The organism is Marinobacter sp. Hex_13, from assembly GCF_001566815.1.
GTDB classification, from domain to species: Bacteria; Pseudomonadota; Gammaproteobacteria; order Pseudomonadales; family Oleiphilaceae; genus Marinobacter; species Marinobacter salarius.
Map to the genome: position 1 here is coordinate 48,103 of NZ_LSMM01000001.1, position 25,896 is coordinate 73,998.

Genomic DNA, 25,896 nt, shown 5'->3' on the forward strand with positions numbered 1-25,896 from the left:
CAGGACACTGGCTGGAGTTAAACGGCTGATGGGCAGAATCGCAATGGCAATCCAGAGTCGATTCCCTGGTGCAATCAGGCACGGGCTGGTCATGTTGACGTTGCTCACCGTTCTGACAGGGCAAGTGTCTGCCGAGACGGCGGAGAGCGCCGGGAAGAATGAACAGAGCGCCGAATATTGGCTCAACCGTCTTGGTCCTGCCCTCAATATGACGTCCTATCGCGGCGTCTTTGTGTATGCCCGGGGTGATCAGGTCAGTTCGATGCAGATTGCGCACCGGTATCGGGATGGCATGGTGGAAGAGCGGCTGGTTCTGCAGGACGGAGCCAGCGGTGAGATCGTGCGAAAGGGGATGCGGGTTGTCTGTGTGCTTCCTGACCATGGGCGCATCCAGTTGGATCAGGTTATTCCGTCGGGTCCTTTTGCCGAGGCATTTTCCCATCAGTTGATGCCGGTCAGTCAATGGTATCAGCCAGAGCTGGTGGGCGATGATCGTATTGCTGGTTACGATGTGGTCAAGCTCGGGCTCAGGGCGAGGGATGATCTTCGATACAGTCACCAGTTATGGCTGGAAAAATCCACCGGTCTGTTGGTGAAGAGCCATGTGCGTTCCGTCGGCGGTGAGGTGCTTGAGCATTTTCAGTTCACCAGCCTTGAAATAACGGACTCTCTCCCGGATAGCGAATTTATCGTGCAAACGGAGGGAGAGGCCATCAAACGGGAATTGAAACCGGAACAGACGTCGTCTCCCGCGGCACGGATGGATGGTTGGACGCTCGAGTGGCGCCCGGATGGTTTTGTTCCCGCCGCTGCCCCGCGATCAGGCAAAGGGCAGGCAGTGGCGTTCTCGGATGGGCTGGCAGCCTTTTCTGTGTTTGTCGAACCAGCACGGAAGATGGTGATGCCCACCGGCGCTTCGCGAATTGGCGCAACCACGGTGTACATGAAACAGCTCAGTGTGGATGACATCGCGTTTTTCGTAACTGTGGTTGGGGAAGTTCCACCGACGACGGCCCGTAAGGTGGCCGAATCAGTGACGATTGACGATACCCTGGCGTTCGGCGGAGGCCGGAAATGATTACGGAAACCGGGAGGGTTGTCGGTGTTGCCGGCGACCGAGTATGGGTGCAGACGATTCGCACCAGCGCCTGTGAAAGTTGCTCGGCTCGTCATGGCTGTGGCCAGCGTGCACTGGCCGGTGTTTCAGGAGGCAGGGCCAATCAGGTTCTGGTGGCCAACAGCCTTGGTGCCGAGGTGGGTGATGAGGTGACGGTGGCCATTGATGAGTCCGCGCTGCTTGGTGCTTCCCTGCTTGTTTACGCCCTGCCATTGGTGTCGATGGTGGCCGGGGCTGTTTTGGGGCACCAGTTGTCGGCAGGCCACGCGGCCAGTGAGGCCGTCGCCATGATGGGTGCTGCGGCGGGACTTGCCCTGGGCTTCCTGGCCGCTCGCAGGGGGCAGTCACGTAAAGCGGGAACCTGGGAGCCGACACTGGTGGAGGTCAGGCAGGGGGTGGTCGCTTCCCCGGAATGATGTTCCAACAGGCTCTGTTGAAATTATCGGCTTTGACCGCACATTGAGTTTATAACGTCCGCTGAACAGGGGGTCTTTAATGCCTGAAGTAAAGAACGATCAAGACATGCTGCGCCGGCCTCAGCGCCAGGGTTCCATTGTGTTCGTCTGGTATCTTTTGTGTCTTCTTGTTCCCTTGTCTCTGGCTCAGTCTGTCTCAGCTCGCAGTCTCCCTGACTTTACCGAGTTGGTCGAAGAGAACTCGAATGCTGTGGTCAACATCAGTACAACGACCGAGCCCAAGTCAGCGAATCGTGGCCGCTCAAACGGTCTCCCTTTTAACGATCGACAGCTTGAGCAGTTACCGGAGTTCTTCCAGGATTTCTTCCGCGGTCCCCAGTCACCGTTTGGCGGCAGCCCTGGTGGTTCAGCCCCGCGTCAGTCCATGGGGTCCGGGTTTATCGTTTCCAGTGATGGCTATGTGTTGACCAATAACCATGTGGTGGAAGGGGCCGACGAGATCATTGTGCGCCTGAATGACCGTCGAGAATTGCCTGCCAAACTGATTGGCACTGACCCACGTTCGGACATGGCGGTTCTGAAGATTGAGGGCGGCGACGACTTGCCTGTGGTGCGGATCGGGCGCTCCAATGACCTGAAAGTGGGTGAGTGGGTCCTGGCTATCGGCTCGCCCTTTGGTTTTGATTACACCGTAACAGCGGGCATTGTCAGCGCCCTGGGCCGTTCACTGCCATCGGAAAACTACGTTCCGTTTATCCAGACTGACGTTGCTATCAACCCGGGTAACTCCGGCGGGCCACTGTTTAACCTGGACGGCGAGGTTGTGGGTATTAACTCCCAGATCTACACCCGCTCGGGTGGATTCATGGGGGTGTCCTTTGCAATCCCCATTGATGATGCCATGAATGTGTTCCGGCAGCTTCGGGACGATGGATCGGTTTCCCGTGGCTGGCTGGGTGTGCTGATACAGGAGGTTAATCGAGATCTGGCGGAGTCATTTGGCCTTAAGCGTCCTCGAGGCGCCCTGGTTGCAGAAGTGATGGCGGGCTCGCCTGCCGAGAAAGCGGGATTGCAGGCGGGTGATATTGTGCTCGAGTACGAGGGCGAGGACGTGACGTTGTCTTCGGATCTGCCGCCGATGGTAGGGCGTACGCCGGTCGGTGAAACGGCCACCATGGAAGTAATGAGGGAAGGCCGGCAGATTACACTGGACGTTGAAATCGGCAAACTGCCGGAAGAGGGTTCGGAGCAGGCCTCCGCTCCGGCGTCCAGCAACAACGGCCCATCATCGGCGCCCTTGGGGATGACGGTTGAGCCCCTGCCAACTGAGCTTCAGGAGTCGCTGGGGGTATCTGGGGGCGTACTTGTGGCAGACGTTGCCCGCGGGCCAGCGCTTGATGCGGGTATCCGTCCACGGGATGTGATCACCGAGCTGAACCGCCGCAAAGTCACCTCTGTGGAGGATTTCCGCGAAGCGGTGTCCTCCTTGCCAGACGACAGTGCCGTCTCGGTGCGCGTTGTTCGCCAGGGGCGGGCGACTTATCTGGTGATGAAGCCCTGACGGTTGATCCGCCGGATCGGCGGACACAAAATGGTACAAAACTGAGAGCCCTGCTGGGGGTCGTTTAAACGACAGCCAGTGGGGCTTTTGTTATACTTCCCAAAATAATCAGATTACTGGCCACGGATCGGACCTGCACGAGAATGATGAACAGAAAGGAACTTCCCCTCCGGAAACTGCTCCAGCTGCGCTACTCGTGGGCAGCATGGCTAGTGCTGATTGCATCTCTCGCTGTCACCGTCCTGTTATGGCAAGTTTCCATTCGCCTGGTCGAAGACCGTACCGAAGCCCGTTTCAAAACACAGTCACTACAGCTGCGAACTGCTATTGAAGAGCGCCTGCTGAATTATGAGCAGGTATTGGCCGGCAGTGCGGGCCTGTTTGCCGTTGCCGGTGAAGTGGATAGGGACGATTGGCGTGAATACGTCGACAATGTGGATATCAACCGTTATTACCCGGGCATCCAGGGCATTGGCTACGTGAAAAGAATAGGTGTCCGCCAGATGGCGGACCACATCGCGTCGGTCAGGAAAGATGGTGTCCTCAATTACCTCGTGACGCCTCTTGGTACCGGGCCGGATTACTACCCCATGGTGTATCTGGAGCCCGGAACGGAGCGGAATCGCAAGGCACTTGGTTACGACGCCTTCAGTGATCCGGTGCACCGGCATGCCATGGCGAGGGCACGGGACCATGCCGAGCCAAAAGTGACGGGTAAAGTCGTGCTGGTTCAGGAGGAAGTGGCGGAGGATCAGGCAGGCTTCCTGATGTATTACCCTGTTTACCAGGGTGGGGAAATACCTGAAAGTCGTGTTGAGCGGCAGATGATGCTCGCCGGTTATGTGTTCAGTGCCTTTCGGATGAACACCCTGCTCGATGGCATCGTCGGCCTGATCTCGCCATTCCTGGACGTGAAGATATACGATAGCGGGGAGGTGTCACGGGATACGCAGATGTATGGGTCAAACCTGGGCTCCCTGGATGAGGATTTCAGTTTTGAAATGAGTCAGACCATTACCCATGGTGGGCGCGACTGGTTGCTGCAAACCCGTTCCACACCGGCGTTTGACTACCTGGCGTCTGATCCGCGGCCGCCCATCGTTCTCGGTTCCGGTATTGTTATCAGTCTGCTGATGTTCCTGTTCGTGTTGACCATGATTCGCGGCCGGATCATGGCGCAGATTGGCGCGGGTCGCTACCGGGCTATTACCGAAGGTGCCGCGAACGTGACTCTTGTGCTGGATCGCGATGGCACGCCGCGTTACGCCAGTCCGTCCAGTCACGACATTTTGGGCTTCGATCCCGACAAGGTTTATGGTCTGGAGTTGGCCTCCCTGGTGCATGCCGAGGATTGGCCGCAGTTAAAGTCCGGATTTGATGAAGCGGTCAAATCACCTGGGAAGCAGATGCCGGTGATCCGTGGTCGTATACGCGATGCGCAAGGCCAGTGGCGGGATATGGAAGGCACGTTCACAGCTATGCTGACGGTGCCCGGCGTGAATGGGGTGGTGTTGAGCCTCCGTGACCTGACCCAGCTGAAAGCCGCACAGACGGAGCTGCATCGCCTGGCGTTCTACGATCCGCTGACCGGGCTTGCCAATCGGCAGTTGTTCCGTGACAGGCTTAACCATGTGGTGCGCAGAAGTCGTCGCACGGAAGAGCCGGCCGCCCTGATGTTCCTGGATCTTGACGGCTTCAAACGTATCAACGATACCCTCGGCCACGATAGTGGCGACGAACTGCTGAAGCAGGTTTCCCAGTGGTTATCTGGCTGCGTGCGGGAGGAAGATTCGGTGGCCCGGCTGGGTGGCGACGAGTTCGTGGTGCTGTTGTCACGAATCAGCGGTCCCGATGACGCTGGCAAGGTTGCCGAAGCCATACTGCGGAGGCTGTGCCAGCGAATTCGTCTCAACGATCACGAAGTGGGGGTTACCGTCAGTATCGGTATTACCATGATCCCCCATGACAGTGAGGACCCTGGCGCGCTGATGAAATACGCCGACCTGGCCATGTACCGGGCCAAGGAGTTAGGGCGCAACACCTACCAGTTCTTTACCCCGGCCATGAACATCAAGGCAGCCAGGCGGCTGCTTCAGCAGGAAGAACTGGCGACGGCACTGGAAGGCGATCGGTTTGTGCTGCATTACCAGCCCAAGGTGGATCTCGAGAGTGAGCGGGTGATTGGCGTCGAGGCTTTCCTGCGCTGGCACCACCCCGAGAAGGGGCTGGTCAGTGCCCAGCAATTCATTACCCTGGCCGAGGAAACGGGCCTGATCATACGCCTTGGCGAGCTGGCGCTGAGGCAGGCCTGTATCCAGGTTCAGGCCCTCGAACGGGCTGGGTTTGAATCGTTGAAAATGGCGGTCAACCTGTCCGTTCGCCAACTGACGGATTCCGGGTTTCTGGATATGATGCGCCAGGTCATTACCGAAACGGGGGTGTCGCCAGAGCGGCTTGAACTTGAAATGCCAGCGGAGCTTCTGAATGAAGACCCGCGCATGCTGAGAGAGCTCCTTGTGTCCCTGCACGACATGGGTGTCTGCCTGATCCTGGATGATTTTGGCACCGGTTCCTGTTCTCTGGTGGCGCTCCAGCAGTTGCCATTGGACGTTATCAAGATTGACCATCGTTTTATTCGCGACATCCCGTACAACGTCAGTGCAACCGATGTTGCCTCGGCGGTGATCGCACTGGCCAGAAAGTTACACTTGACCGTTGTTGCCGAGGGTGTGGAAACGCCTCAGCAGTTGAGCTTCCTCAAAAGCGCCGGTTGCGCCCAGTGTCAGGGCAACTTGTTCAGTTACCCGCTGGACGAGGATGCGCTTATCGGCTTCCTTATTCGGCAATATGAACGGCCGCTGATCTCCTGATCATGGCAATAGCGGCCGGTAACCGGTAAAATCACGCCGTCGCCGGACTCCGGCAACGGCCCTTCCGGGCTCAATCCTTCGTCTTTTGCGAGTATTCATTGTCTGTGACTGAACTGAGCCGAATCCGAAATTTTTCGATAATCGCCCATATTGACCATGGTAAATCCACTCTGGCAGACCGCTTTATCCAGATCTGCGGTGGCCTGACAGAACGCGAGATGGCTGAGCAGGTCCTTGATTCCATGGATCTTGAGCGTGAGCGTGGTATTACCATCAAGGCCCAGAGTGTGACTCTGAACTACAAGGCTCGGGACGGCATTGAATACAAACTGAATTTCATCGATACACCCGGCCACGTTGACTTCTCCTACGAGGTATCGCGTTCACTGTACGCCTGTGAAGGTGCGTTGCTGGTGGTGGATGCAGGCCAGGGCGTTGAGGCCCAGTCTGTCGCCAACTGTTACACCGCGATTGAACAGGGGCTGGAAGTGGTTCCGGTGCTCAACAAGATGGACCTGCCGCAGGCTGAGCCGGATCGCGTAGCCCAGGAAATTGAGGACATCATTGGTATAGAGGCAACCGACGCCGTGCGCTGCAGCGCCAAGAGTGGTTTGGGCGTCGAGGATGTTCTGGAAGATCTGATCAGGAAAATCCCGCCACCCAAGGGTGATCGAAAAGCACCCTTGCAGGCACTGATTATTGACTCCTGGTTCGACAACTACCTGGGGGTTGTGTCGTTGGTCAGGGTGACTGAGGGCACCCTCAAGAAGGGCGACAAGATCGTCATGAAGTCGACGGGCAAGGCCTGGAATGCGGACAAGGTCGGTATTTTCAATCCCAAACCCAAAGACACGGATATTCTGGAATCCGGGGATGTCGGCTTTGTGGTGGCCGGCATCAAGGACATTCATGGGGCGCCGGTGGGTGACACCATCGTTCAGCAGAAAGGCTCGGACGACATTCCGATGCTGCCCGGCTTCAAGAAGGTCAAGCCTCAGGTCTATGCGGGCCTGTTTCCAGTCAGTTCCGATGACTACAATGATTTCCGGGATGCTCTTGAAAAGCTGACCCTGAACGACGCCTCGCTGTTCTTCGAACCGGAGAGCTCGGATGCCCTCGGATTCGGTTTCCGTTGCGGCTTCCTGGGCATGCTCCACATGGAGATCGTCCAGGAGCGGCTGGAGCGGGAATACGACATTGACCTGATTACCACGGCCCCGACGGTTATCTATGAAGTCGTTACCAAGCAGGGTGAGACGCTGTCGGTGGACAACCCCTCAAGTCTTCCGGATATTGGTTCCATTGAGGAAATGCGCGAGCCAATCGTGGAGGCCAGCATTCTGGTGCCCCAGGAACACTTGGGCAACGTGATTGCCCTCTGTGAGGAAAAGCGCGGCATCCAGAAGAACATGCACTTTATGTCCACCCAGGTTCAGGTGACTTACGAGTTGCCGATGGCCGAGGTGGTGCTGGACTTTTTCGACCGGATCAAGTCCGCCAGTCGCGGGTTCGCATCGCTGGACTATCAGTTTGTGCGGTTCCAGGCGGCCAACCTGGTGCGCCTCGATGTGCTGATCAACGGCGAGCGCGTGGACGCCCTGGCGCTGATTGTCCATAAGGACCAGTCCCACTACCGGGGTCGCGCTCTGATCGACAAGATGAAAGAGCTGATTCCGCGCCAGATGTTCGACATCGCCATTCAGGCGGCTATCGGGAATCAGGTGGTAGCGCGAGTGACCGTCAAGGCGCTTCGCAAGAACGTCACCGCCAAGTGTTACGGTGGCGACGTCAGCCGGAAGAAGAAACTGCTGCAGAAGCAGAAAGAAGGTAAGAAGCGCATGAAGCAACTGGGCAATGTTGAGGTGCCTCAGGAAGCATTCCTTGCCGTATTGAAAGTGGATAACTAAAAGGCACCTGAATGGATATTGATTTCCCCCTGGTTCTGGTTGTTCTGACGTTTGCAACGGGGCTGATCTGGCTGTTGGATGTTGTATTTCTGCGTAAGCGCAGGCTCGCGGTCGCAGAAGGCGCCAGCGGGGAGGTTGAGGCTGAGGAAGAACCTAAGGAGCCTTACCTCGTTGATCTTAGCCGTTCGTTCTTCCCGGTGCTGGCGGTGGTGCTGGTTCTGCGCTCGTTTCTGGTGGAGCCTTTCCAGATTCCGTCCGGCTCCATGTTGCCTACCCTTGAAGTCGGAGACTTCATCCTCGTTAACAAATACGCCTACGGGCTTCGCCTGCCGGTTGCGGGCAACAAAATCCTGGCAGTGGATGATCCCCAGCGCGGTGACATCATGGTGTTCCGCTATCCGGATGACGGTAGCACCAATTACATCAAGCGGGTGGTCGGGCTTCCGGGAGACCGTATTCGATACGAGGATCGGGAGCTGTTTATCAACGGCGATAAAGTGGAGACGCGCTTTGTTGCCCGGCTGCCACCAGTGGAGCTGAGACGTGAATACTTGGGCGACGTTGAGCACGACATCTTCCTGACCCTGGGGCGCACGGGGCGCTCTGGTGAAGGCGAGTGGGTGGTGCCCGAAGGCGAGTATTTCGTGATGGGTGATAATCGGGACAACAGTAATGACAGTCGCTATTGGGGCTTTGTTCCGGATGAAATGGTCGTTGGCAAGGCGTTCGCGATCTGGATGCACTGGCAATCGCTCACCAGTCTGCCATCCTTTGACCGAGTGGGCGGTTTGGAATAAGTACGTTGTTATTCAGGGGTGTATCTAACATGAAGAAGAACAGTCTTTCCTCCATGCATCGGCAGTCGGGTGCATCGGCGCTCGTTATCATGATTATGGTGCTCTTTTTCGGCGGCTTGCTGACACTGGCCATCAAGCTGGGGCCAGCGTATCTTGATGACATTACCATTCAGGAAGCGCTTGAGAGCCTGGAAGGAACAGAGGACCTTTCCACCATGGGGCCTGCTCAGGTGAGAAGTCTGATAAACAAGCGACTTAGCGTGAACAATGTTCGCGGTTTTGATGAAAAGAACATCACCGTTGAGAAGGACGGGGATCTGGTCATCATCAATGTGGATTACGAAGTCCGTAATAACCTGTTCCGTAATGTGGATACCGTTATCCATTTTCAACATGAGTATGAGATGAAGGGCAAGTGAGTTCGCAACCGGATCTCGAGCAGTTACAGCGACGTATCGGCTACCAGTTCAAGACGCCTGAGCGGCTGTTGCTGGCGCTGACCCACAGGAGTTTTGGCAACCAGAACAATGAGCGCCTGGAGTTCCTGGGTGATTCCATCGTTAACATGGTCATTGCTGAATACCTGTACCTGCATTTTGAAAAAGCCCGGGAAGGTCAGTTGAGCCGTCTGAGAGCCCGTATGGTCAAGGGTGTAACCCTCGCGGAAATTGGCCGTGAATTCGAATTGGGCAAGTACCTCAGGCTGGGTTCCGGTGAAATGAAGAGCGGTGGTTTCCGTCGTGAATCCATTCTTGCCGACGCTGTTGAATCCATCATCGGTGCCATATACCTGGACAGTGATTTTCACACCTGTCGGGAACAGGTTTTGCGCTGGTTTGAGGTACGCCTTCAGAAGCTGGATCTGCAGGATACCCAGAAAGACCCCAAAACCCGGCTCCAGGAGTACCTGCAGTCACGGCAGTTTCCGCTGCCTCGCTATGACGTCATTTCCGTGGATGGTGAAGCCCACGCCCAGACGTTCCATGTTTCCTGTGCCCTGCCATCACTTGACCGAAAAACAACCGGCACGGGCAATAGCCGTCGAATCGCCGAGCAGCAGGCCGCCCGCAATGCCCTTAAGCAACTGGGTGTGGAGAATGACTGATGAATGATGTGACTCGTCCGGAAAACCCGGACAGCCGTTGTGGTTTTGTGGCGATCGTCGGTCGGCCCAATGTGGGCAAGTCCACATTGCTGAACCACATTCTTGGCCAGAAACTCAGTATTACGTCCCGTAAACCCCAGACAACCCGTCATCAGGTACTGGGAATCAAGACCGAAGGCCCGGTTCAGGCAATTTACGTGGATACGCCGGGGATGCACGAAGAAGAACCTCGCGCTATTAACCGGTATATGAACAAGGCAGCGACATCGGCCCTCAAGGATGTCGATGTCGCTGTGTTTGTTGTCGACCAGATGGCGTGGACGACGGCGGACGAAATGGTTCTGGAGAAGCTCAGTAGCCTGAAGTGCCCGGTGATTCTGGCAGTGAACAAGGTCGACCGCATTGAAAATCGAGAGGCCCTGTTGCCGCACCTCGATATGCTATCCCGGAAGCGCGAGTTTGCCGAAATCATTCCGTTATCAGCTCTCAAGGGGATGAACCTGGAGCCGCTGGAGGCTGCGGTCAGTCGGTTCCTGCCGGAAAGTGTGCATTTTTACCCGGATGACCAGATCACGGATCGCAGCGAACGGTTTATGGCCTCCGAAATGGTGCGGGAGAAAATTACCCGGCAACTGGGAGCAGAACTGCCTTACTCCGTGGCGGTCGAGATCGAAGAATTTCGCAAGGACGGTAAGACTCTTCACATTTCTGCGCTGATACTGGTAGAGCGTGAGGGCCAGAAGAAGATCATTATTGGCGACAAGGGCGAACGCCTGCGGCGCATCGGTCAGGAAGCCAGAACGGATATGGAGCGCCTGTTCGACAGTAAAGTCATGCTGAGGCTCTGGGTCAAGGTCAAGCGAGGTTGGGCGGACAGCGACCGGGCATTGAAAAGCCTGGGTATGAACGACTTCTGAGGCAGCTATGACGGGGCCAATGCAACAGGAGCCCGCGTATGTCCTCCACCGCCGGCCCTGGCGCGAAACCAGTCTGATGGTGGATGTGTTTTCCCTCAACGCGGGCCGGGTAACCGTGATTGCCCGTGGTGGCAACAGCGCAAAGAGCCCGCTCAAGGCGCAGTTGCAACCGTTCCAGCCTCTGTTGCTGGACTGGACCGGACGCAGCGACCTGAAGACGCTGACTCAGGCGGACGTTCGCAGCGGCCCCACCCTGAAGCGCACTCTCTCCCTGTACAGCGGTCTTTACGTGAATGAGTTATTGCAGCGTCTGCTGCCAATGGCCGACCCTCACCACCAACTCTTTGCTGCCTACATTGATGTGATTGCTGAGTTGTCGGAAGCCAGTGACGTGGAGCCGGTTCTTCGACGTTTCGAGCAATCCCTGGCTGCGGAACTCGGGTATGACTTCGTCTGGGATCAGGCGATGGATAGTGGGCAGCCGGTCGAGGCCGGTGGGCTTTATTGCTATGATCCGGAGCAGGGGATTCTGGCCGAGCCCTCGCCGGGCTCCAGGCTCCGGAACCTGCCCGGGGATACACTGTTGGCGCTGGCTGATGGCGACCTCGAATCTGCGGAGTGCCGGCGCATCGCCAAGCGGGTAACAAGGGTACTTGTGGACTACCTGTTGCAGGGCAAGGTGCTCCATAGCAGAAGCCTGTTCAGTCATCATCGAGGAGACCGTAATGACCTCTAGCTCAATGAAGCCCAGAGTTTTGCTGGGTGTGAATATTGATCATGTTGCTACCTTGCGTCAGGCCAGGGGAACCCGATATCCGGATCCGGTACAGGCTGCGATTCTGGCGGAAGAGGCGGGTGCCGATGGTATCACCATCCATCCCCGCGAAGATCGCAGGCACATCCAGGACCGTGATGTGCTCCTGCTGAAGGAAATCCTCACCACCAAGATGAACCTGGAAATGGCGGTCACTGATGCGATGCTGGCATTCGCCGAGCAGGTGCGGCCGGAATGTGTGTGTCTGGTGCCCGAAAAGCGTGAAGAGCTGACAACTGAAGGCGGCCTGGATGTAGACGGCCAGGAGGCGCGGGTGGCCAAAGCCTGTGACAGGTTGGCAAAGGTTGGTGCCGAGGTCTCCCTGTTTATCGATCCGGATGTAACGCAGATTGATGCGGCAGTCCGTTGCGGTGCGCCGGTGGTGGAACTGCACACGGGGGAATACGCGGAAGCGACAGACCCTCAGATTGTTGAGGCGGCTTTTAACACCTTGCAGGACGCGGTGACTTACGCTCGCAAGAAAGGGTTGGTGGTCAACGCCGGCCACGGTCTGCACTACCACAACACTGAACGCGTTGCCGCCATCGCGGGTATCAACGAACTCAACATTGGCCATGCCATCATTGCCAGGGCGGTGTTTACCGGGCTCAAAGAGGCGGTAAAGGATATGAAAGCAATCCTCGAAAGCGCCCGAACCTAAGGCGCTGATCGTCCCTCAGTCCACGGTTGCCTGCCGAGGGTTTTGCTGCCGGAACAACTGCTGCCAGTCAGTTTGTTCGCTCCAGGTCTGCAAGCGCTCCATGGCTGCAAGCAATTGATTCTTCTGGTACTCCATATCCGGCGCTGCGCACTTCAAGGCGGTTTCCAGTTGGTTTGCAGCAGCGCGTAACTCCGGCACGCCACAGTAACGCGTGGCGCCATGCAGTTTGTGGACGCACTCCAGTAGCTCGTCCATGTCGCCTTTGCTCCAGAGTGCCGGCACCTGGTTAATGTCGGTATGGATCTGTTCGATCAGCATGCTGAACAGTTCCTCGGCCAGATCTGCTTTTCCGGCGGCCAACTGTACGCTTTCGGCCACGCTGACACAGTCAGGCTGTTTCTTTCTGGTTGACGGGCGAACCGAGCGGCGTGTATCGCGCACCTCGGGTACCGGCAGGTGTCCATCATCCGGGTCGGGGTGGCAGGTATAGCCAGTGTAGTCATGAATAATGTCGATCAGTTGGCTGTTGCTAATGGGTTTGGCCAGGTAGCCATCGAATCCCTGCTGGATCAGGCGGTCCTGCTCCTCTGCAAGGGCATGGGCCGTGAGCGCAATGATCGGAGTACGATGGCTGGCGCCATCAAGGCTTCTCAATCTCTCAGTGGTTTCCACCCCGTCCATTCCGGGCATCTGAAGATCCATGAAAACCAGGTCGAACGAGTGTTGGCGCGCCTTGCTCAGCGCTTCAAAGCCGCTGGTTGCTCCCTCAGCTACAACGCCGCAGTCGTTGAGCAGGGTCATTACCAGCTTCAGGTTGGCATCGTTGTCGTCCACCGCCAGCACTCTGGGTACGCGTGTTGATTGGGTTGGCAACTCACGGCTAATGGCATGGGAATGATCCGGCAACTGGCGTTGCCGGTTGCTGATACCGTGCACCAGCAGCAACAGTTCGTCGTACAGGGAGTCGCGGCATACTGGCTTGGTCAGGTGGCCACTGGCCAGCCCCGATAGCGGTGTATCGTGAGTTTCAAGGGTAGGGGTCAACAGCAGTGTGCGGCAATCCCGCTCCAGCTCCAGGGACCGTACTAACGAGCAGTATTGGCTTGAATTCAGCAGGTGACGGGTGATGCCGACAACCGCAACGGCGTAACCGGACTGCTCTTTTTGAGCTTCCTCTATCTGCTCCTGCATGGCACCCGGTGATGAAACCCGGTCGACCGTCATGCCCCATTCCCGGAGCATATGTTCTACCGCCAGGCCGGTGGTTTTCTGTTGGTCAAGGTAGATGGCCCTTTCGCCGCGCAAAGAGTCTTTGGGCGCGATGGCTTCGCCGTTAGAAGACAGTTCCGAGGTCAGGGTAAACCAGAACGTGGAGCCCTTGCCCAGCTCACTCTCAAGCCCGATCTTGCCGCCCATTTCCTCAACCAGGCGCTTGGAGATCGCAAGCCCCAGTCCGGTGCCACCGTATTGCCGGGCAGTAGACGCGTCGGCTTGGCTGAAGGCGTTGAACAGGGACTGCTGCTGAGCTCGCGAGAGCCCGACACCGGAATCGGTAATGCTGAGTCTCAGGGTGATCCGGTTACTCTCTTTATCTTCTTCTTCAAGGCTGGCGCGCAGGACCACTTCACCGGTCTGGGTGAACTTGATGGCATTGTTGACCAGGTTGGTGATCACCTGCTTTACCCGTAGGGGATCGCCCATGATGTTGTCGGGTACATCATTGTAGACCAGTGGTACCAGGTCCAGGTTCTTGCTGTGAGCCGCCGGAGCCAGCATGACCATGACCTCTTCTACGATGTCCCGGAGCTGGAAGGGAATGCGGTCGAGGATGAGTTTGCCGGCCTCGATCTTGGAGAAATCGAGAATGTCGTTGATGATGGTCAGCAGTATTTCCGATGACTTGCGGATGGTGCTCAGGTGATCCCGCTGCTGGCGCGGTAGCGGGCTTTTAAGCAGTAACTCGGTGAAGCCGATGATGCCATTCAGCGGGGTGCGGATTTCATGGGACATGTTGGCCAGGAATTCCGATTTGATGCGGCTGGCTTCCAGGGCTTCCTTGCGGGCGAAATCGAGTTCGATGTTCTGGATTTCGATGGTTTCCAGGGTTTCTCTCAGGTCTTCCGTGGCCTGGTCAATGTTCTGCTGCATTTCCGCCTGGGCTTTGCTCAGTTCCCCGGCCATGGCGTTCAGGCCGGATTCCAATTGCTCGAATTCAGGGCCGGCGCGGGTATAGACCCGAGTGTCCAGTTTGCCTTCCTTGAGTTTGGCCACCGCCTCATTGAGTTCAAAGACAGGATCGGTAAACGAGCGGCTCATGCGTAGCGCAATCATCAGGCTGAGGAGTACGCCGCCTAAGACGAGCAACAGGGAAATCAGCAGTGCTTTATAGGTTTCCTTTTCGGTGCGTATGTGGGACATCTCCACGGTTACCCAGCCGATCGGTTTCTTGCCCGCCCCCACGTTCTGGCGGGAATCCGGGTCCAGCATGCTTTCGATCATCAGGTCCTGGAGATAGACCGGTGTCACGAAAACAGTACTGTCGGTGCGGGTAACCCGTACCGCTTCTTCGCCGGTCAACGTGTCCTTGCCAATATCGTCGGAGCTGCCGGGGCCTGTGTGCAGCAGCCGGTTATGCTCGCTGTCGAAGAAGGTAATCGAGCGCACATCCTGCTCTTCCAGAAGGGCGTTGGAGAGGCTGCTGAGCAGGCTTCTGTTGGCAGTGAACAGGCCGTATTCCGAGCCGGCTGACAGCTGCCGCGAAAGCGACTCGCCACGATCCTGCAGGAGGCTTTCAATGTTGTTGACCCAGCTGTAGGTGAAGAAAAGCCCCAGCATCAACGTGGTCAGAAGGGTGGGGACGAGTGTCACCACCAGTACTTTTTTGCGTATGCCCCAGCGCCGCATAGTGAGTTCCCGATTGACGTCGCCGGCCTGATATCCGGCATTCTTCCCTGTCAGAATAGTTGATTCCACGCAGTCTGGCCGTGATGGCGTCCCCGGATATAGCCCACAGTCATGGATATAGCGAGAAGCTGTATTGGGAGACTGCGGATATTCCGCGTATCATGCGAACCCGGAGTGTATCACAGGCTTGTGTCGTCGGCGTTACCCGCTGGCGGCGGGGTTCCGGAAGAATTGAGGAAGGTTACAACATGCATTTCCCGACCATCGAAGATTATGTAGGGCATACGCCTCTTGTGCGTCTGCAGCGACTTCCGGGCGAGACCAGCAATGTGATTCTGGCCAAGCTTGAGGGTAATAACCCCGCCGGTTCGGTGAAAGATCGTCCTGCTATCAGCATGATCCAGGAAGCAGAGCGACGGGGTGAAATCAAACCGGGCGATACCCTGATCGAAGCCACCAGTGGAAATACCGGAATTGCCCTGGCGATGGCGGCTGCCATCAAGGGCTACCGTATGGTGCTGATCATGCCAGCGAACATGAGCGAGGAGCGTCGGGCGTCGATGCGCGCCTATGGGGCGGAGATTGTCACCGTCACCAAAGAGGAAGGCATGGAAACCGCCCGCGACCTGGCCCAACAAATGGAAGCGGAAGGCAAGGGTAAAGTGCTGGATCAGTTTGCCAACCAGGACAACCCGCTGGCGCATTACCGCACCACCGGCCCGGAAATCTGGGAGCAGACGGCAGGGCGGGTTACGCATTTTGTCAGCTCCATGGGTACCACCGGAACCATCATGGGCGTGTCCAGGTATTTCAAGGAACGGAATCCCGATATCCAGATTGTTGGCCTGCAGCCCCAGGAAGGGGCGTCTATCCCCGGTATCCGGCGCTGGCCGGAGCCATACCTGCCGAAAATTTTTGATGCCACCCGTGTGGACACGGTCATGGACATCGGCCAGCAGGAAGCTGAGGACACCATGCGTGCCCTGGCCAGTGAGGAAGGCATTTTCTGTGGTGTTTCATCAGGTGGCTCCATCGCTGCAGCCCTCAAGCTGTCGGCACAGGTTGAAAACGCGGTGATCGTGGCCATTATCTGTGACCGGGGTGATCGTTACCTTTCCACCGGTGTGTTTCCCGGTGCCTGAACCCATCAAGACCTGAATCCAGTTAAGAGACTTTCTATGAGTAGAAGACGCAGGAAGGCCCTGCCAAGCGAACCGGTGCGCTGTGTGATTGAAACCCTCAGTCACGATGGCCGGGGCATCGCCCGGGACAACGGTAAGGCACAGTTCGTCGACGGCGCCCTGCCTGGCGAGACGGTCATGGCCAAATTTACCAGTACACGCAGCAAGTTCGATGAATTACGTGCTGTGGAAGTGCTTGAAGCCGACGACGCGCGTATGACTCCGCCCTGCGACTTTGCCGACCTGTGTGGTGGGTGTAGTCTTCAGCACATGAGTGGCGATGCCCAGATCCGGTTCAAGGAAGATACCCTGCGGGAGCATTTTGCCCATTTTGGGGGCATTGAACCGGACGAGTGGGTGGCGCCCATGCGTTCCCCGGCTCTGGGCTATCGTCGCAAGGCACGGCTGGGCGTGAAATACGTGCCAGCACGGGAATCGGTGCTGGTCGGGTTCCGGGAAAAGCGCAACAGTTTCCTGACCGATATTGATCGTTGCGTGGTGTTGGATCCGCGTATCGGCGATCGCATCACGCCGCTACGTGAACTTCTTCATGGCATGGACGCCTATCGTCGCATACCGCAGGTGGAAGTCGCCTGCGGCGACGATTCGGCGGCGATGATATTCCGCAACATGGACCCGTTGAGCGATTCCGACAGGCAGTCGTTGATCGATTTCGGCCAGGCCCATGACTTGCATATTTATCTGCAACCGAAAGGGCCGGATACGGTTCACAGAATCTGGCCCGAGACCGGCGAAGAGCGACTGTCCTACGGCATGGAGGAATTCGACCTGACCATGAAGTTCCATCCCATGGACTTTACCCAGGTCAATGTGGACATCAATCGCAACATGGTACATCGGGCCGTCGAGTGGCTGGACATCCAACCCGGCGAGCGGGTGTTGGACCTGTTTTGCGGACTGGGTAATTTCACCCTGCCGCTGGCTCGCAGTGCCGGGCAGGTGGTTGGAGTGGAAGGTGACGATGCCATGGTCGTCCGCGGGCGGGAAAATGCGGAACTCAACGGGCTATCGAATGTCGCATTCCACGGCGCTGACTTGCAGGCGGATTTCACAGCACAACCGTGGGCAGCGGAGGGGTTTGACAAAATCCTGATTGATCCGCCGCGTTCCGGAGCCCAGGAGGTGTGTGAATACCTGACAGCCTTTGGTGCGAAGCGAATTGTTTATGTCTCCTGTAACCCGGCCACGCTGGCCAGGGACGCAGGGGTGATGGTACGTAATGGTTATCGACTGGTGAGGGCGGGCGTTATGGACATGTTTCCCCACACCACTCATGTTGAATCCATGGCGATGTTCGAGCGCGTGGATAATTGATGCCTCTCGGGACCGGTCAGGGATGGCCGGATAAGCGACCAGGAAGAACAAGAGCGATATGGTAAAAGTTCGCGAAGACTATGCAGTGACGGGTGACGGTCAGGTTGATATCGAGCGTTGGGTCCGTCAGATCGAGTCACAGACGCATCTTGAGGATGCTGAACAGTTCCGGCGGGCCTGTGAAATGGCCGCCGCGATTGATGTCCAGGCGGTACGCGAGGACAGGGTCTGGGCCCCGGGTGCCAGCAGCTTCCGAACCGGCATCGAAATGGCTCAGGTACTGGTGGAACTGCACCTCGACCAGACCAGCCTGGTGGCAGCAATTCTCTACCGGGCAGTGCGGGAGGAACGGATTCCCCTGGAGGACATCCGCAAGGGGTTCGGCGATGAGGTGGCCGGGCTGATTGATGGTGTTCAGCAGATGGCGGCAATATCGTCCATCCATCACCCTCTTAAGGGTAATGTGCTGGGCCAGACCGAGGGCCAGCTCGATAACGTTCGCAAGATGCTGGTCACCATGATCGACGACGTCCGGGTGGCGCTGATCAAGCTTGCAGAGCGGACCTGTGCCATTCGTGCGGTGAAAAACGCGTCTGAAGAGAAGCGCATGCGTGTGGCCCGCGAGGTGTTTGATATCTATGCGCCGCTGGCGCATCGACTGGGAATCGGTCACATCAAGTGGGAACTGGAAGATCTTTCGTTCCGCTACCTGCACGAAACCGCTTACAAAAAGATCGCCAAGCTGCTCGATGAAAAACGGCTTGACCGCGAAAGCTACATCAAGCGTGTCATCACCACCATCAAGGACGAACTGGTTGCGTCTGGAATAGACGGTGAGCTTTCAGGGCGTGCGAAGCACATCTACAGTATCTGGCGGAAGATGCGGCGCAAGGGCATCGACTTTTCCCAGGTGTACGATGTTCGGGCCGTCCGTATCCTGGTGCCTGAGGTCCGTGACTGTTACGCCGCGCTTGGTATCGTGCACACACTCTGGCGCCATATTCCCAACGAATTCGACGACTACGTTGCCAATCCCAAGGAAAACGGGTATCAGTCCCTGCACACGGCTGTCATCGGCCCTGAAGGCAAGGTGATGGAAGTGCAGATCCGTACCCAGGCCATGCATGAGGAAGCTGAGCTTGGCGTTTGTGCTCACTGGCTCTACAAAGGCATGGATAAGGGCAACCGGTCCGTGGGCTATGACGCCAAGATCAACTGGCTGCGGCAAGTGCTGGAGTGGCAGGAGGAACTCGGCGACCTGTCCGGGCTGGCGGATCATCTCAAATCCGATGTCGCCTCCGATCGGGTCTATGTGTTCACGCCCGAAGGCCATGTGGTGGACCTGCCACAAGGCGCGACGCCGGTGGACTTCGCCTATCGTGTGCACACGGAAATCGGTCATGCCTGTCGCGGGGCCAAGGTTAATAGCCGTATCGTGCCGCTGACTTATCCGCTGAAGACCGGCGACCAGATATCCATTCTCACGTCCAATAACCAGGCGCCCAGCCGTGACTGGCTTAACCCGAGCCTGGGCTATATCCAGACTTCCCGTGCCCGGGCCAAGGTTACCCACTGGTTCAAGCAACAGGACCGCGATCGCAACATTGTCGATGGTCGGGCCATTTTGGAAGACGAGTTCAAACGCCTGTCGCTGTACGAGGTGGACCTCAACGACCTGGCTCGCAAAGTGAATTACCAGGCTGCCGAGGACATGTATGCGGCAGTGGGGGCCGGGGATCTTCGACCCACCCACGTGGCTAACGTCGCCCAGCAGATGCTGGAGCCGAAATCCGAGCAACTGGATCTGAAGCTCAGCACACAGAGGCGCAAGCCCTACGACACCGAATCGGATATCCAGATTCTGGGTGTTGGCAAACTCAAGACCCAGGTGGCGAAATGCTGCAAGCCCCTGCCGGGTGATCCGATCGGTGGCTACATCACCGTCGGCCGTGGTGTCACCGTGCATCGGCAGGATTGCATCACCTTCCTGAATCTGAAGGAGTTCGAGCCCAATCGGATTATCGAGGTGAGTTGGGGCGGTCAGCCTGTGGCCGTGTATCCCGTTGATGTAGAAATTGAAGCTTACGACCGCTCCGGGTTGTTGCGGGATATCACCCAGGTGCTGTCGTCTTCCAAAAGTGACGTTCTGGCACTCAATACCCTGTCCAACAAGGATGAGAACACAGCCACCATGACCGTTACCCTGGAAATTTCCAGCCTTGATCAGTTGGCCAAGTTGCTCGCCCAGATTCGCAATCTCCCCAACATCATTAATGTCAGGCGAAAGCGATCATGAGCTATTCCATTGACGATCTTAAAACCTTGATGATCCGGCTTCGGGACCCGGAGTCCGGGTGCCCGTGGGATACCCGCCAGAGCTATAAGACCATCGTGCCCCACACCATTGAAGAGGCCTACGAGGTTGCCGATGCCATCGACCGAGAAGACTACCCGCACCTGGAAGATGAACTGGGTGATCTGCTGTTTCAGGTGATCTTCTACAGCCAGATGGGGAAGGAAGATAACCACTTCGACTTCGACTCGGTGGTTGATAACCTCGTGCGCAAGCTGGTCCGGCGTCATCCCCACGTGTTCCCGGAAGGCACCCTGGAAAGCAGGATCGATCCGCACAACCGGCCCAGTGAGGCTGACATCAAGGCAAGCTGGGAACGTATCAAGGCAGAGGAGCGGGCGGCGAAGCCGGAGGCGTCTGCGAAGGCAGAGTCATCAAGCCGGCTCGACGGCATTGCCCGGACGCTCCCCGCAATGGTGCGCGCTGAGAAACTTCAGCGCAGGGCCGCCAACCATGGCTTTGACTGGCCAGAGGTTGAGCCGGTCTTCGACAAGCTTCACGAAGAGATCGATGAGCTAAAGAAAGCCTGGTATGACGCGAGTTCCGGCGATGGTCCGGCGGAGGCGGTGGAGGACGAGCTGGGTGACCTGTTGTTTGTGTGCGTCAACCTGGCACGTTTCATGAAGGTTAATCCTGAGCAGGCCCTCAACAGCACGAATCACAAGTTTGAGATGCGATTCCGTGCTATTGAGGAGCACCTCGAACGCGAAGGCCGTGATCTTGATGGCGAATCGCTGGAGGCATTGGACGCCGTCTGGCAAGCCGTCAAAGGGGTTGAAAAGACTCGTAAAAGGTAACGGATAAGTACAATCCGTTACCAAGTTTTCCGCCCCTGGTGCGGCCGCTTCGTCTACACTTCCGGTTAAGGATGCACACACTTTGTGCACCCTGTGGGCCACCAAGAAGATGCAGGAGTGAAGGCACCATGAAAATCAAAGATCTGGTCAACTACTGGGACAAGCACGCACGTGGTCGGCTGACCCGTGATGCGTATTTTGCCGACCTCTCTGACCAGCATCACAAGCGACTGGAAAAACTGGCCGCGTTGTATCCGATGAAGTCTTCCCAGGACCTGATGCGAGACCTGATTTCCGCTGCCCTTGATGAGCTGGAAACCAGCTTTCCGTACGTTCAGGGGTCTAAGGTTGTTGCGTTCGATGAAGACGGCTTCGAAATCTATGAAGATCAGGGGATGACCCCGCGCTTCATCAGTCTCAGCCAGAAGCATATCCAGCGGCTGAAGGCGCGCCAGCTCGAATCGGTTGCCTGATCAGGCCAACGCCTGATTGATCGCGACGGCCCTGTGATACCCGACGGGGTGGCTTCGCCACCCCGCAGAGAAGTGCCCCCGCTTTATTTATCCTTGCCTTCCAGCTTGTCCTTCAACGGGCTCAGCCTGACCAGGTCGTCCAACGCGGCGCCAATCATGTCATTCAGTATGTCGCTCTCTGAACGGTCCGGGTAAAGCTCGGCCAGTGCTGCTATGCGCGCGGCATCTTCCAGCGGCAAGCGGAGATTGTAATCGTGGCTGCGCTCAACAGACTCTTTCTTGCTTTCCCAGTGTTTGGGCAAATCGGTTACTTTCATGGATACTCCTTGCGGCGACAGGCTTTAATCGTTAGAAAGGCTTTATAAGAGTAAACAGTATCGTTAGTTTACTTCGCCTCCGTCAATTTAAAAGGACGTCAATGTGACTGAGCTACACCCTGACCTTCGAGAAAACGTTCGCATGCTGGGCGAGTTGCTGGGGCAGAGTATCCAGCGTCACCCCGGGCAAGATTGCTACGAGTTGATAGAAGAAGTGCGGGCGGCTGCCAAGGCCGACCGTCGCCAGGAAAGCGGTTCCGGCCAGCGCCTGGTCAACCTGCTGGGCAAGCTTCGTGATGACGAGTTGCTGCCGGTAACCCGCGCCTTTAACCAGTTCCTGAACCTGGCCAATCTGGCGGAACAATACCACGGCATCCGCCGCAAGCGGGGTCATCAATCGGACCTGATGGTGGAATCCCTCGAAGAGGTGTTTGGCCGCCTCAAAGACGGTGGCGTCAGTGCCGATGAACTGCACAGGCGAGTGGCTGACCTTCGTATCGAGTACGTTCTGACAGCACATCCCACCGAAGTGGCCCGCCGTACGCTGATCATGAAGTACGACGAAATGTCCGATTGCCTGGCCCGACTGGATCATGAGGACCTGTTGCCCGCGGAGCGTGATGAAATCGTCGGACGCCTGTCGCAACTGGTCACCGAAGCCTGGCACACGGATGAGATTCGGCATGAGCGCCCGACGGCGGTTGACGAAGCCAAGTGGGGATTTGCCGTTATTGAGAACAGTCTGTGGCAGGCATTGCCGCGTTTTCTGAGAAGCCTGGATCTATCGCTTTCAGACGCCACGGGGAAGGGGTTACCGCTGGATGCGTCGCCCATCCGGATCGCCTCCTGGATGGGCGGTGATCGCGATGGCAACCCCAATGTGACCCATAAAGTAACCCGCAAGGTGTTCCTGCTGGGCCGCTGGATGGCAGCCGATCTCTACCTGCGGGACATCCAGTCCCTGCGTGCGGAATTGTCCATGTGGCAGGCCAGTGATGAGCTGCGGGACGTCGTTGGTGATACCCGGGAGCCCTATCGCCAGGTGCTGGCCGGGCTGAGGGAAAAACTGATCAAAACCCGGGACTGGGCGGAAGCCAGGGTTGCCGGCGAGCCCTCCGACGCCACCGGCATTCTGTTTGCCAACGAGGACTTCACCGGGCCGCTGGAGCTTTGTTATCGGTCCCTGGTGGACTGCGGGCTGGAATCCATTGCCAATGGTCCGCTGCTGGACACCATTCGCCGCGCCCACACCTTTGGCTTGCCTCTGATTCGCCTGGACATCCGCCAGGAGTCGACCCGTCATGCCGAGGCGGTTGCGGAAATGGTGGATTACCTGGGGCTGGGCGATTATCTGTCCTGGTCCGAACAGGAACGTCAGGATTTCCTGGTGCGCGAACTCAAGGGGCGCCGGCCACTGATTCCCAGGCACTGGAAACCCTCCGACGAAGTCGCCGAGGTGCTGGCTACCTGCGAAGTGGTGGCAGAGCAGACGCCGGAAGCGCTGGGTTCCTATGTCATCTCCATGGCCAGCAAACCGTCGGATGTGCTGAACGTGATTTTGCTGCTACGTGAAGCGGGTATGAAAAACCCGATGCGGGTAGTGCCCCTCTTTGAGACCCTGGATGACCTGCGCGGTGCCCCTGACAGTATGGCGGCGCTCTACAGCGTGGACTGGTATCGGGACTATTGCGAAGGCCGGCAGGAAGTCATGATCGGCTATTCCGATTCCTCCAAAGACGCTGGTCAGATGATGGCCGCGTGGGCTCAATACCAGGCTCAGGAAAAGCTCACCGAGGTCGCCAATCAGTATGGCGTCCACCTCACGCTGTTTCATGGCCGCGGTGGCACCGTCGGCCGTGGTGGTGGCCCGGCCAACCGTGCAATCCTGTCTCAACCGCCGGGTTCGGTGAACGGCAGTTTCCGGATCACCGAGCAGGGCGAGATGATCCGCTTCAAGTTTGGCCTTCCCCGGCTGGCGGAACAGAGCCTTACGCTGTACACCACGGCGGTGATTGAAGCCACCCTGGCGCCACCGCGAGGGCCAGAGCCGGAATGGCGGGAGGCTATGGACTGGCTCACCGAACGCTCCCTCAAAGCTTACCGTGACGTGGTTCGGGAGAATCCGGACTTTGTTCCCTATTTCCGCCAGGTCACTCCGGAACAGGCGCTGGGCAAGCTGGCCCTGGGTAGCCGCCCGGCACGACGCAAACCCGGCGGTGGCGTGGAAAGCCTGCGGGCCATTCCCTGGATTTTCGCGTGGACCCAGATGCGGATGATGCTACCCAGCTGGCTGGGTAGCGACGTTGCCCTGGAGGAGGCATTTCACAACGACCGCGTGCCGGTGCTGCGGGAGATGATGCAGCAATGGCCGTTCTTCAAAACCTACGTGGATATGCTGGAAATGGTGCTGGCAAAATCTGACCTGAGAATTGCCAGCTACTACGAAAAGACGTTGGTCGATGATCCAAAACTGCTTGAACTCGGCAAGAACCTGCGGGAGCGCCTGCAGGGCTGCATCCGCCATTTGCTGGAATTGAAGCAGCAGGACACCTTGCTGGAACAGGAACCTGTATTTGCCCATTCCATGCGTGTACGTAATCCGTATACTGATCCGCTACACTATTTACAGGCGGAACTGCTCAAGCGTGACCGTGAGGGCGAGGGCAAGGGCGAAGTGCCCGAGATGGTTGAGCGCGCACTCAAGGTAACCATGGCTGGTATTGCGGCCGGCATGCGGAACACCGGCTAAAGCAGGTTCAGCGGATCATAAAAAACAGGAGTAACGCCGTGGCGTTAGCGGCAAGACTGGAACGCTTTTTAACCGGCAAAGGAATTGCCTATCGGGAACTTGAGATTGATCAGGTACTTAGCTTTGACGCCGCGGTCATGGCGTCCGGGCGTCCTCAGGATGAGTTTATCCGGGCAACGCCCCTGATCGACATCAATGGCGTCGTCATGGCCGTTCACGGTTACAACACCAGTCTGGATATGGACCTGGTGCACAAGCAAACTGGCCGACGCCTGCAGCCGTTAACGGCTCGCCAGTCCGCCCGGCTGTTTGCCGACTGTGACCCGGGCTTCCAGCCGCCGGTCGGGGCTGCCTACGATCTGCCGGTGCTCGTTGATGAGGATATCCTGGGATACCCCCGCACCCTCATGTGCTGCGGGACCGACAACGCTCTTCTCGAGTTGGACCGCACCTCTCTGGCAAGGGCCCTGGCGGATGCCACTCAGGGCCACCTGGCGATTCGCGGGCAAAACAACGATGAGCGTGATGCCCTGACGCTGGAAGAAGTGGCCGACAAGCTGCAGAAGCTTTACCGTCTGCCGCCCATGCCAGCGCTGGCGCTGCGCATTCTCCGTTTGACGGCCAATTCCGAGGCGACCGCCCGCGAACTGGGCGAGCTGATAGAGTTTGATCCCAGCCTTACCGCGCAGATCATGCGCTATGCCCGTTCTGCCCTGTTTAACTATCCCGGTCAGATCAACTCGGTACAGGAAGCGGTGACCCGGGTTCTTGGGTTTGATCGTGTGGCCCATATCGCGCTGGGTATCGCGTCCGTGCGCGCTTTCGAAGTGCCCCGTCAGGGCATGCTGGGGATGGACCAGTTCTGGCGCCACTCTCTGTATAACGCGTTTGTTTGCCAGCGTATGGCGCCAAAGTGCCATTCCGATAAAGGCCTGGCGTATCTGTGTGGCTTGCTGCACAACTTCGGCCTACTGCTGATCGGCCACCTGTTTCCCCAGGAGTTTGACGAGCTGAATTCGCTGCGGGAAGCCAATCCCGACGCCAGCATGCATTCGCTGGAGCAACAGGTGTTCGGGGCCAGCAACGATCAACAGATGCTGGCGGTTGGCCACGGCGCCATTGGCGGCATCCTTCACCGACTTTGGGAACTGCCTGACCCGGTGGTCAAGGCCGCGGGTATGCATCAGCAGGAGGGCTACCATGGCGAGCATGAACAGTATGTGCTCATGGTCCAGCTGGCCAATGGGCTGCTGAAGGAAAGGGGGATTGGGGATGAGTTCAACCCGGATGATGTCGCCTCCCTTGCGTCGTCCCTCGGGCTTTCCGAAGGGGATGTTGCTCGTTTGAACGAGGAGATTGACAGCGTTTCCGGGGAGCTGGACGCGCTGGCGTTATCCCTGTCATCCTGACCGTCGAGCACTATCAGCTACAGCCGCAACTCACAGCCCGATGTAACCTTTTGGTGCATGCTACGGAGGTCCACTTTCTATGAGGGGGCTGAGTTCGTATAATGCGCCTTCCTTGGCAGGGGCTGCGGGCTCGTTGCTGCCGAGAAGCTGTCGCAAAGCCGCCGGGTTTTGCAACAGCTTTTCAAATGATAATGACTACAACGGGAGCACAGC

20 protein-coding genes are annotated in these 25,896 nt (G+C 57.5%); 18 read left to right on the plus strand and 2 right to left on the minus strand.

Annotated features, from left to right (window positions below):
* The first annotated feature begins 28 nt into the window (after nucleotides 1-28).
* From AXW11_RS00245 to pdxJ, 11 genes are all read left to right on the plus strand, one after another.
* Nucleotides 29-1,078 carry a MucB/RseB C-terminal domain-containing protein gene (locus AXW11_RS00245; RefSeq protein WP_227544260.1) on the plus strand — a complete coding sequence of 350 codons (1,050 nt, stop codon included), beginning with the start codon at nucleotides 29-31 and terminating at the stop codon, nucleotides 1,076-1,078.
* Nucleotides 1,075-1,533 (plus strand): SoxR reducing system RseC family protein, encoded by a 459-nt coding sequence (locus tag AXW11_RS00250; RefSeq protein ID WP_036204183.1) that lies wholly within the window; start codon nucleotides 1,075-1,077, stop codon nucleotides 1,531-1,533. Before AXW11_RS00245 ends, AXW11_RS00250 begins: the two co-directional genes overlap by 4 nt.
* Before the next feature lie 106 nt (nucleotides 1,534-1,639).
* Nucleotides 1,640-3,094 carry a DegQ family serine endoprotease gene (locus AXW11_RS00255; protein ID WP_091641910.1) on the plus strand — a complete coding sequence of 485 codons (1,455 nt, stop codon included), beginning with the start codon at nucleotides 1,640-1,642 and terminating at the stop codon, nucleotides 3,092-3,094.
* Between the two features lie 143 nt (nucleotides 3,095-3,237).
* Nucleotides 3,238-5,964 carry a bifunctional diguanylate cyclase/phosphodiesterase gene (locus AXW11_RS00260; protein ID WP_091641851.1) on the plus strand — a complete coding sequence of 909 codons (2,727 nt, stop codon included), beginning with the start codon at nucleotides 3,238-3,240 and terminating at the stop codon, nucleotides 5,962-5,964.
* 104 nt (nucleotides 5,965-6,068) lie between these two features.
* Nucleotides 6,069-7,871 (plus strand): translation elongation factor 4, encoded by a 1,803-nt coding sequence (gene lepA / locus AXW11_RS00265; RefSeq protein WP_091641849.1) that lies wholly within the window; start codon nucleotides 6,069-6,071, stop codon nucleotides 7,869-7,871.
* A gap of 11 nt (nucleotides 7,872-7,882) precedes the next feature.
* Nucleotides 7,883-8,668 carry a signal peptidase I gene (gene lepB, locus AXW11_RS00270; protein ID WP_091641846.1) on the plus strand — a complete coding sequence of 262 codons (786 nt, stop codon included), beginning with the start codon at nucleotides 7,883-7,885 and terminating at the stop codon, nucleotides 8,666-8,668.
* Between the two features lie 29 nt (nucleotides 8,669-8,697).
* Nucleotides 8,698-9,087 (plus strand): DUF4845 domain-containing protein, encoded by a 390-nt coding sequence (locus tag AXW11_RS00275; protein WP_036204200.1) that lies wholly within the window; start codon nucleotides 8,698-8,700, stop codon nucleotides 9,085-9,087.
* Nucleotides 9,084-9,773 (plus strand): ribonuclease III, encoded by a 690-nt coding sequence (gene rnc / locus AXW11_RS00280; protein WP_007152064.1) that lies wholly within the window; start codon nucleotides 9,084-9,086, stop codon nucleotides 9,771-9,773. Before AXW11_RS00275 ends, rnc begins: the two co-directional genes overlap by 4 nt.
* On the plus strand, nucleotides 9,773-10,690 hold the full coding sequence (gene era, locus AXW11_RS00285) for a GTPase Era (protein ID WP_036204205.1): 918 nt from the start codon (nucleotides 9,773-9,775) through the stop codon (nucleotides 10,688-10,690). Before rnc ends, era begins: the two co-directional genes overlap by 1 nt.
* Nucleotides 10,691-10,697: 7 nt before the next feature.
* Nucleotides 10,698-11,426 carry a DNA repair protein RecO gene (recO, locus tag AXW11_RS00290; protein WP_041335061.1) on the plus strand — a complete coding sequence of 243 codons (729 nt, stop codon included), beginning with the start codon at nucleotides 10,698-10,700 and terminating at the stop codon, nucleotides 11,424-11,426.
* A 4-nt stretch (nucleotides 11,427-11,430) separates the two neighbouring features.
* The gene (pdxJ, locus tag AXW11_RS00295) at nucleotides 11,431-12,165 is read left to right on the plus strand and encodes a pyridoxine 5'-phosphate synthase (RefSeq protein ID WP_036204211.1); all 735 of its coding nucleotides are present in this window, start codon (nucleotides 11,431-11,433) and stop codon (nucleotides 12,163-12,165) included.
* 15 nt (nucleotides 12,166-12,180) lie between these two features.
* Here the strand turns inward: pdxJ and AXW11_RS00300 are convergent, their stop codons facing one another.
* Nucleotides 12,181-15,069 carry an ATP-binding protein gene (locus AXW11_RS00300; protein WP_091641843.1) on the minus strand — a complete coding sequence of 963 codons (2,889 nt, stop codon included), beginning with the start codon at nucleotides 15,067-15,069 and terminating at the stop codon, nucleotides 12,181-12,183.
* Nucleotides 15,070-15,317: 248 nt separating this feature from the next.
* Here AXW11_RS00300 and cysM point away from each other — a divergent pair, with 248 nt between their 5' ends.
* From cysM to AXW11_RS00325, 5 genes are all read left to right on the plus strand, one after another.
* Nucleotides 15,318-16,211, plus strand: a complete 894-nt coding sequence (gene cysM, locus AXW11_RS00305) for a cysteine synthase CysM (RefSeq protein WP_036204217.1) — start codon at nucleotides 15,318-15,320, stop codon at nucleotides 16,209-16,211.
* Between the two features lie 36 nt (nucleotides 16,212-16,247).
* On the plus strand, nucleotides 16,248-17,585 hold the full coding sequence (gene rlmD / locus AXW11_RS00310) for a 23S rRNA (uracil(1939)-C(5))-methyltransferase RlmD (protein ID WP_091641840.1): 1,338 nt from the start codon (nucleotides 16,248-16,250) through the stop codon (nucleotides 17,583-17,585).
* A 58-nt stretch (nucleotides 17,586-17,643) separates the two neighbouring features.
* Nucleotides 17,644-19,881, plus strand: a complete 2,238-nt coding sequence (relA, locus tag AXW11_RS00315; protein ID WP_091641837.1) for a GTP diphosphokinase — start codon at nucleotides 17,644-17,646, stop codon at nucleotides 19,879-19,881.
* Complete coding sequence (gene mazG / locus AXW11_RS00320; RefSeq protein WP_091641834.1) at nucleotides 19,878-20,735, plus strand: nucleoside triphosphate pyrophosphohydrolase; 858 nt, start codon at nucleotides 19,878-19,880, stop codon at nucleotides 20,733-20,735. The genes relA and mazG overlap by 4 nt, the downstream gene beginning before the upstream one ends.
* A gap of 128 nt (nucleotides 20,736-20,863) precedes the next feature.
* Nucleotides 20,864-21,208 (plus strand): hypothetical protein, encoded by a 345-nt coding sequence (locus AXW11_RS00325; RefSeq protein ID WP_007152055.1) that lies wholly within the window; start codon nucleotides 20,864-20,866, stop codon nucleotides 21,206-21,208.
* Nucleotides 21,209-21,291: 83 nt separating this feature from the next.
* Here the strand turns inward: AXW11_RS00325 and AXW11_RS00330 are convergent, their stop codons facing one another.
* Nucleotides 21,292-21,525, minus strand: a complete 234-nt coding sequence (locus tag AXW11_RS00330; RefSeq protein ID WP_007152054.1) for a hypothetical protein — start codon at nucleotides 21,523-21,525, stop codon at nucleotides 21,292-21,294.
* A 103-nt stretch (nucleotides 21,526-21,628) separates the two neighbouring features.
* Between AXW11_RS00330 and ppc the strand changes: the two genes are divergently transcribed.
* Complete coding sequence (gene ppc / locus AXW11_RS00335) at nucleotides 21,629-24,274, plus strand: phosphoenolpyruvate carboxylase (protein WP_091641831.1); 2,646 nt, start codon at nucleotides 21,629-21,631, stop codon at nucleotides 24,272-24,274.
* Nucleotides 24,275-24,312: 38 nt separating this feature from the next.
* The gene (locus AXW11_RS00340) at nucleotides 24,313-25,683 is read left to right on the plus strand and encodes an HDOD domain-containing protein (protein ID WP_091641828.1); all 1,371 of its coding nucleotides are present in this window, start codon (nucleotides 24,313-24,315) and stop codon (nucleotides 25,681-25,683) included.
* Nucleotides 25,684-25,896 lie beyond the last annotated feature (213 nt).

Excerpts from the sequence above, each read along its gene's own strand:
- AXW11_RS00245 (WP_227544260.1), top strand. The coding sequence starts at position 29 with ATGGGCAGAATCGCAATGGCAATCCAGAGTCGATTCCCTGGTGCAATC.
- AXW11_RS00250 (WP_036204183.1), top strand. The coding sequence starts at position 1,075 with ATGATTACGGAAACCGGGAGGGTTGTCGGTGTTGCCGGCGACCGAGTA.
- AXW11_RS00255 (WP_091641910.1), top strand. The coding sequence starts at position 1,640 with ATGCTGCGCCGGCCTCAGCGCCAGGGTTCCATTGTGTTCGTCTGGTAT.
- AXW11_RS00260 (WP_091641851.1), top strand. The coding sequence starts at position 3,238 with ATGATGAACAGAAAGGAACTTCCCCTCCGGAAACTGCTCCAGCTGCGC.
- lepB (WP_091641846.1), top strand. The coding sequence starts at position 7,883 with ATGGATATTGATTTCCCCCTGGTTCTGGTTGTTCTGACGTTTGCAACG.
- AXW11_RS00275 (WP_036204200.1), top strand. The coding sequence starts at position 8,698 with ATGAAGAAGAACAGTCTTTCCTCCATGCATCGGCAGTCGGGTGCATCG.
- era (WP_036204205.1), top strand. The coding sequence starts at position 9,773 with ATGAATGATGTGACTCGTCCGGAAAACCCGGACAGCCGTTGTGGTTTT.
- recO (WP_041335061.1), top strand. The coding sequence starts at position 10,698 with ATGACGGGGCCAATGCAACAGGAGCCCGCGTATGTCCTCCACCGCCGG.
- pdxJ (WP_036204211.1), top strand. The coding sequence starts at position 11,431 with ATGAAGCCCAGAGTTTTGCTGGGTGTGAATATTGATCATGTTGCTACC.
- AXW11_RS00300 (WP_091641843.1), bottom strand. The coding sequence starts at position 15,069 with ATGCGGCGCTGGGGCATACGCAAAAAAGTACTGGTGGTGACACTCGTC.
- cysM (WP_036204217.1), top strand. The coding sequence starts at position 15,318 with ATGCATTTCCCGACCATCGAAGATTATGTAGGGCATACGCCTCTTGTG.
- rlmD (WP_091641840.1), top strand. The coding sequence starts at position 16,248 with ATGAGTAGAAGACGCAGGAAGGCCCTGCCAAGCGAACCGGTGCGCTGT.
- relA (WP_091641837.1), top strand. The coding sequence starts at position 17,644 with ATGGTAAAAGTTCGCGAAGACTATGCAGTGACGGGTGACGGTCAGGTT.
- mazG (WP_091641834.1), top strand. The coding sequence starts at position 19,878 with ATGAGCTATTCCATTGACGATCTTAAAACCTTGATGATCCGGCTTCGG.
- AXW11_RS00325 (WP_007152055.1), top strand. The coding sequence starts at position 20,864 with ATGAAAATCAAAGATCTGGTCAACTACTGGGACAAGCACGCACGTGGT.
- AXW11_RS00330 (WP_007152054.1), bottom strand. The coding sequence starts at position 21,525 with ATGAAAGTAACCGATTTGCCCAAACACTGGGAAAGCAAGAAAGAGTCT.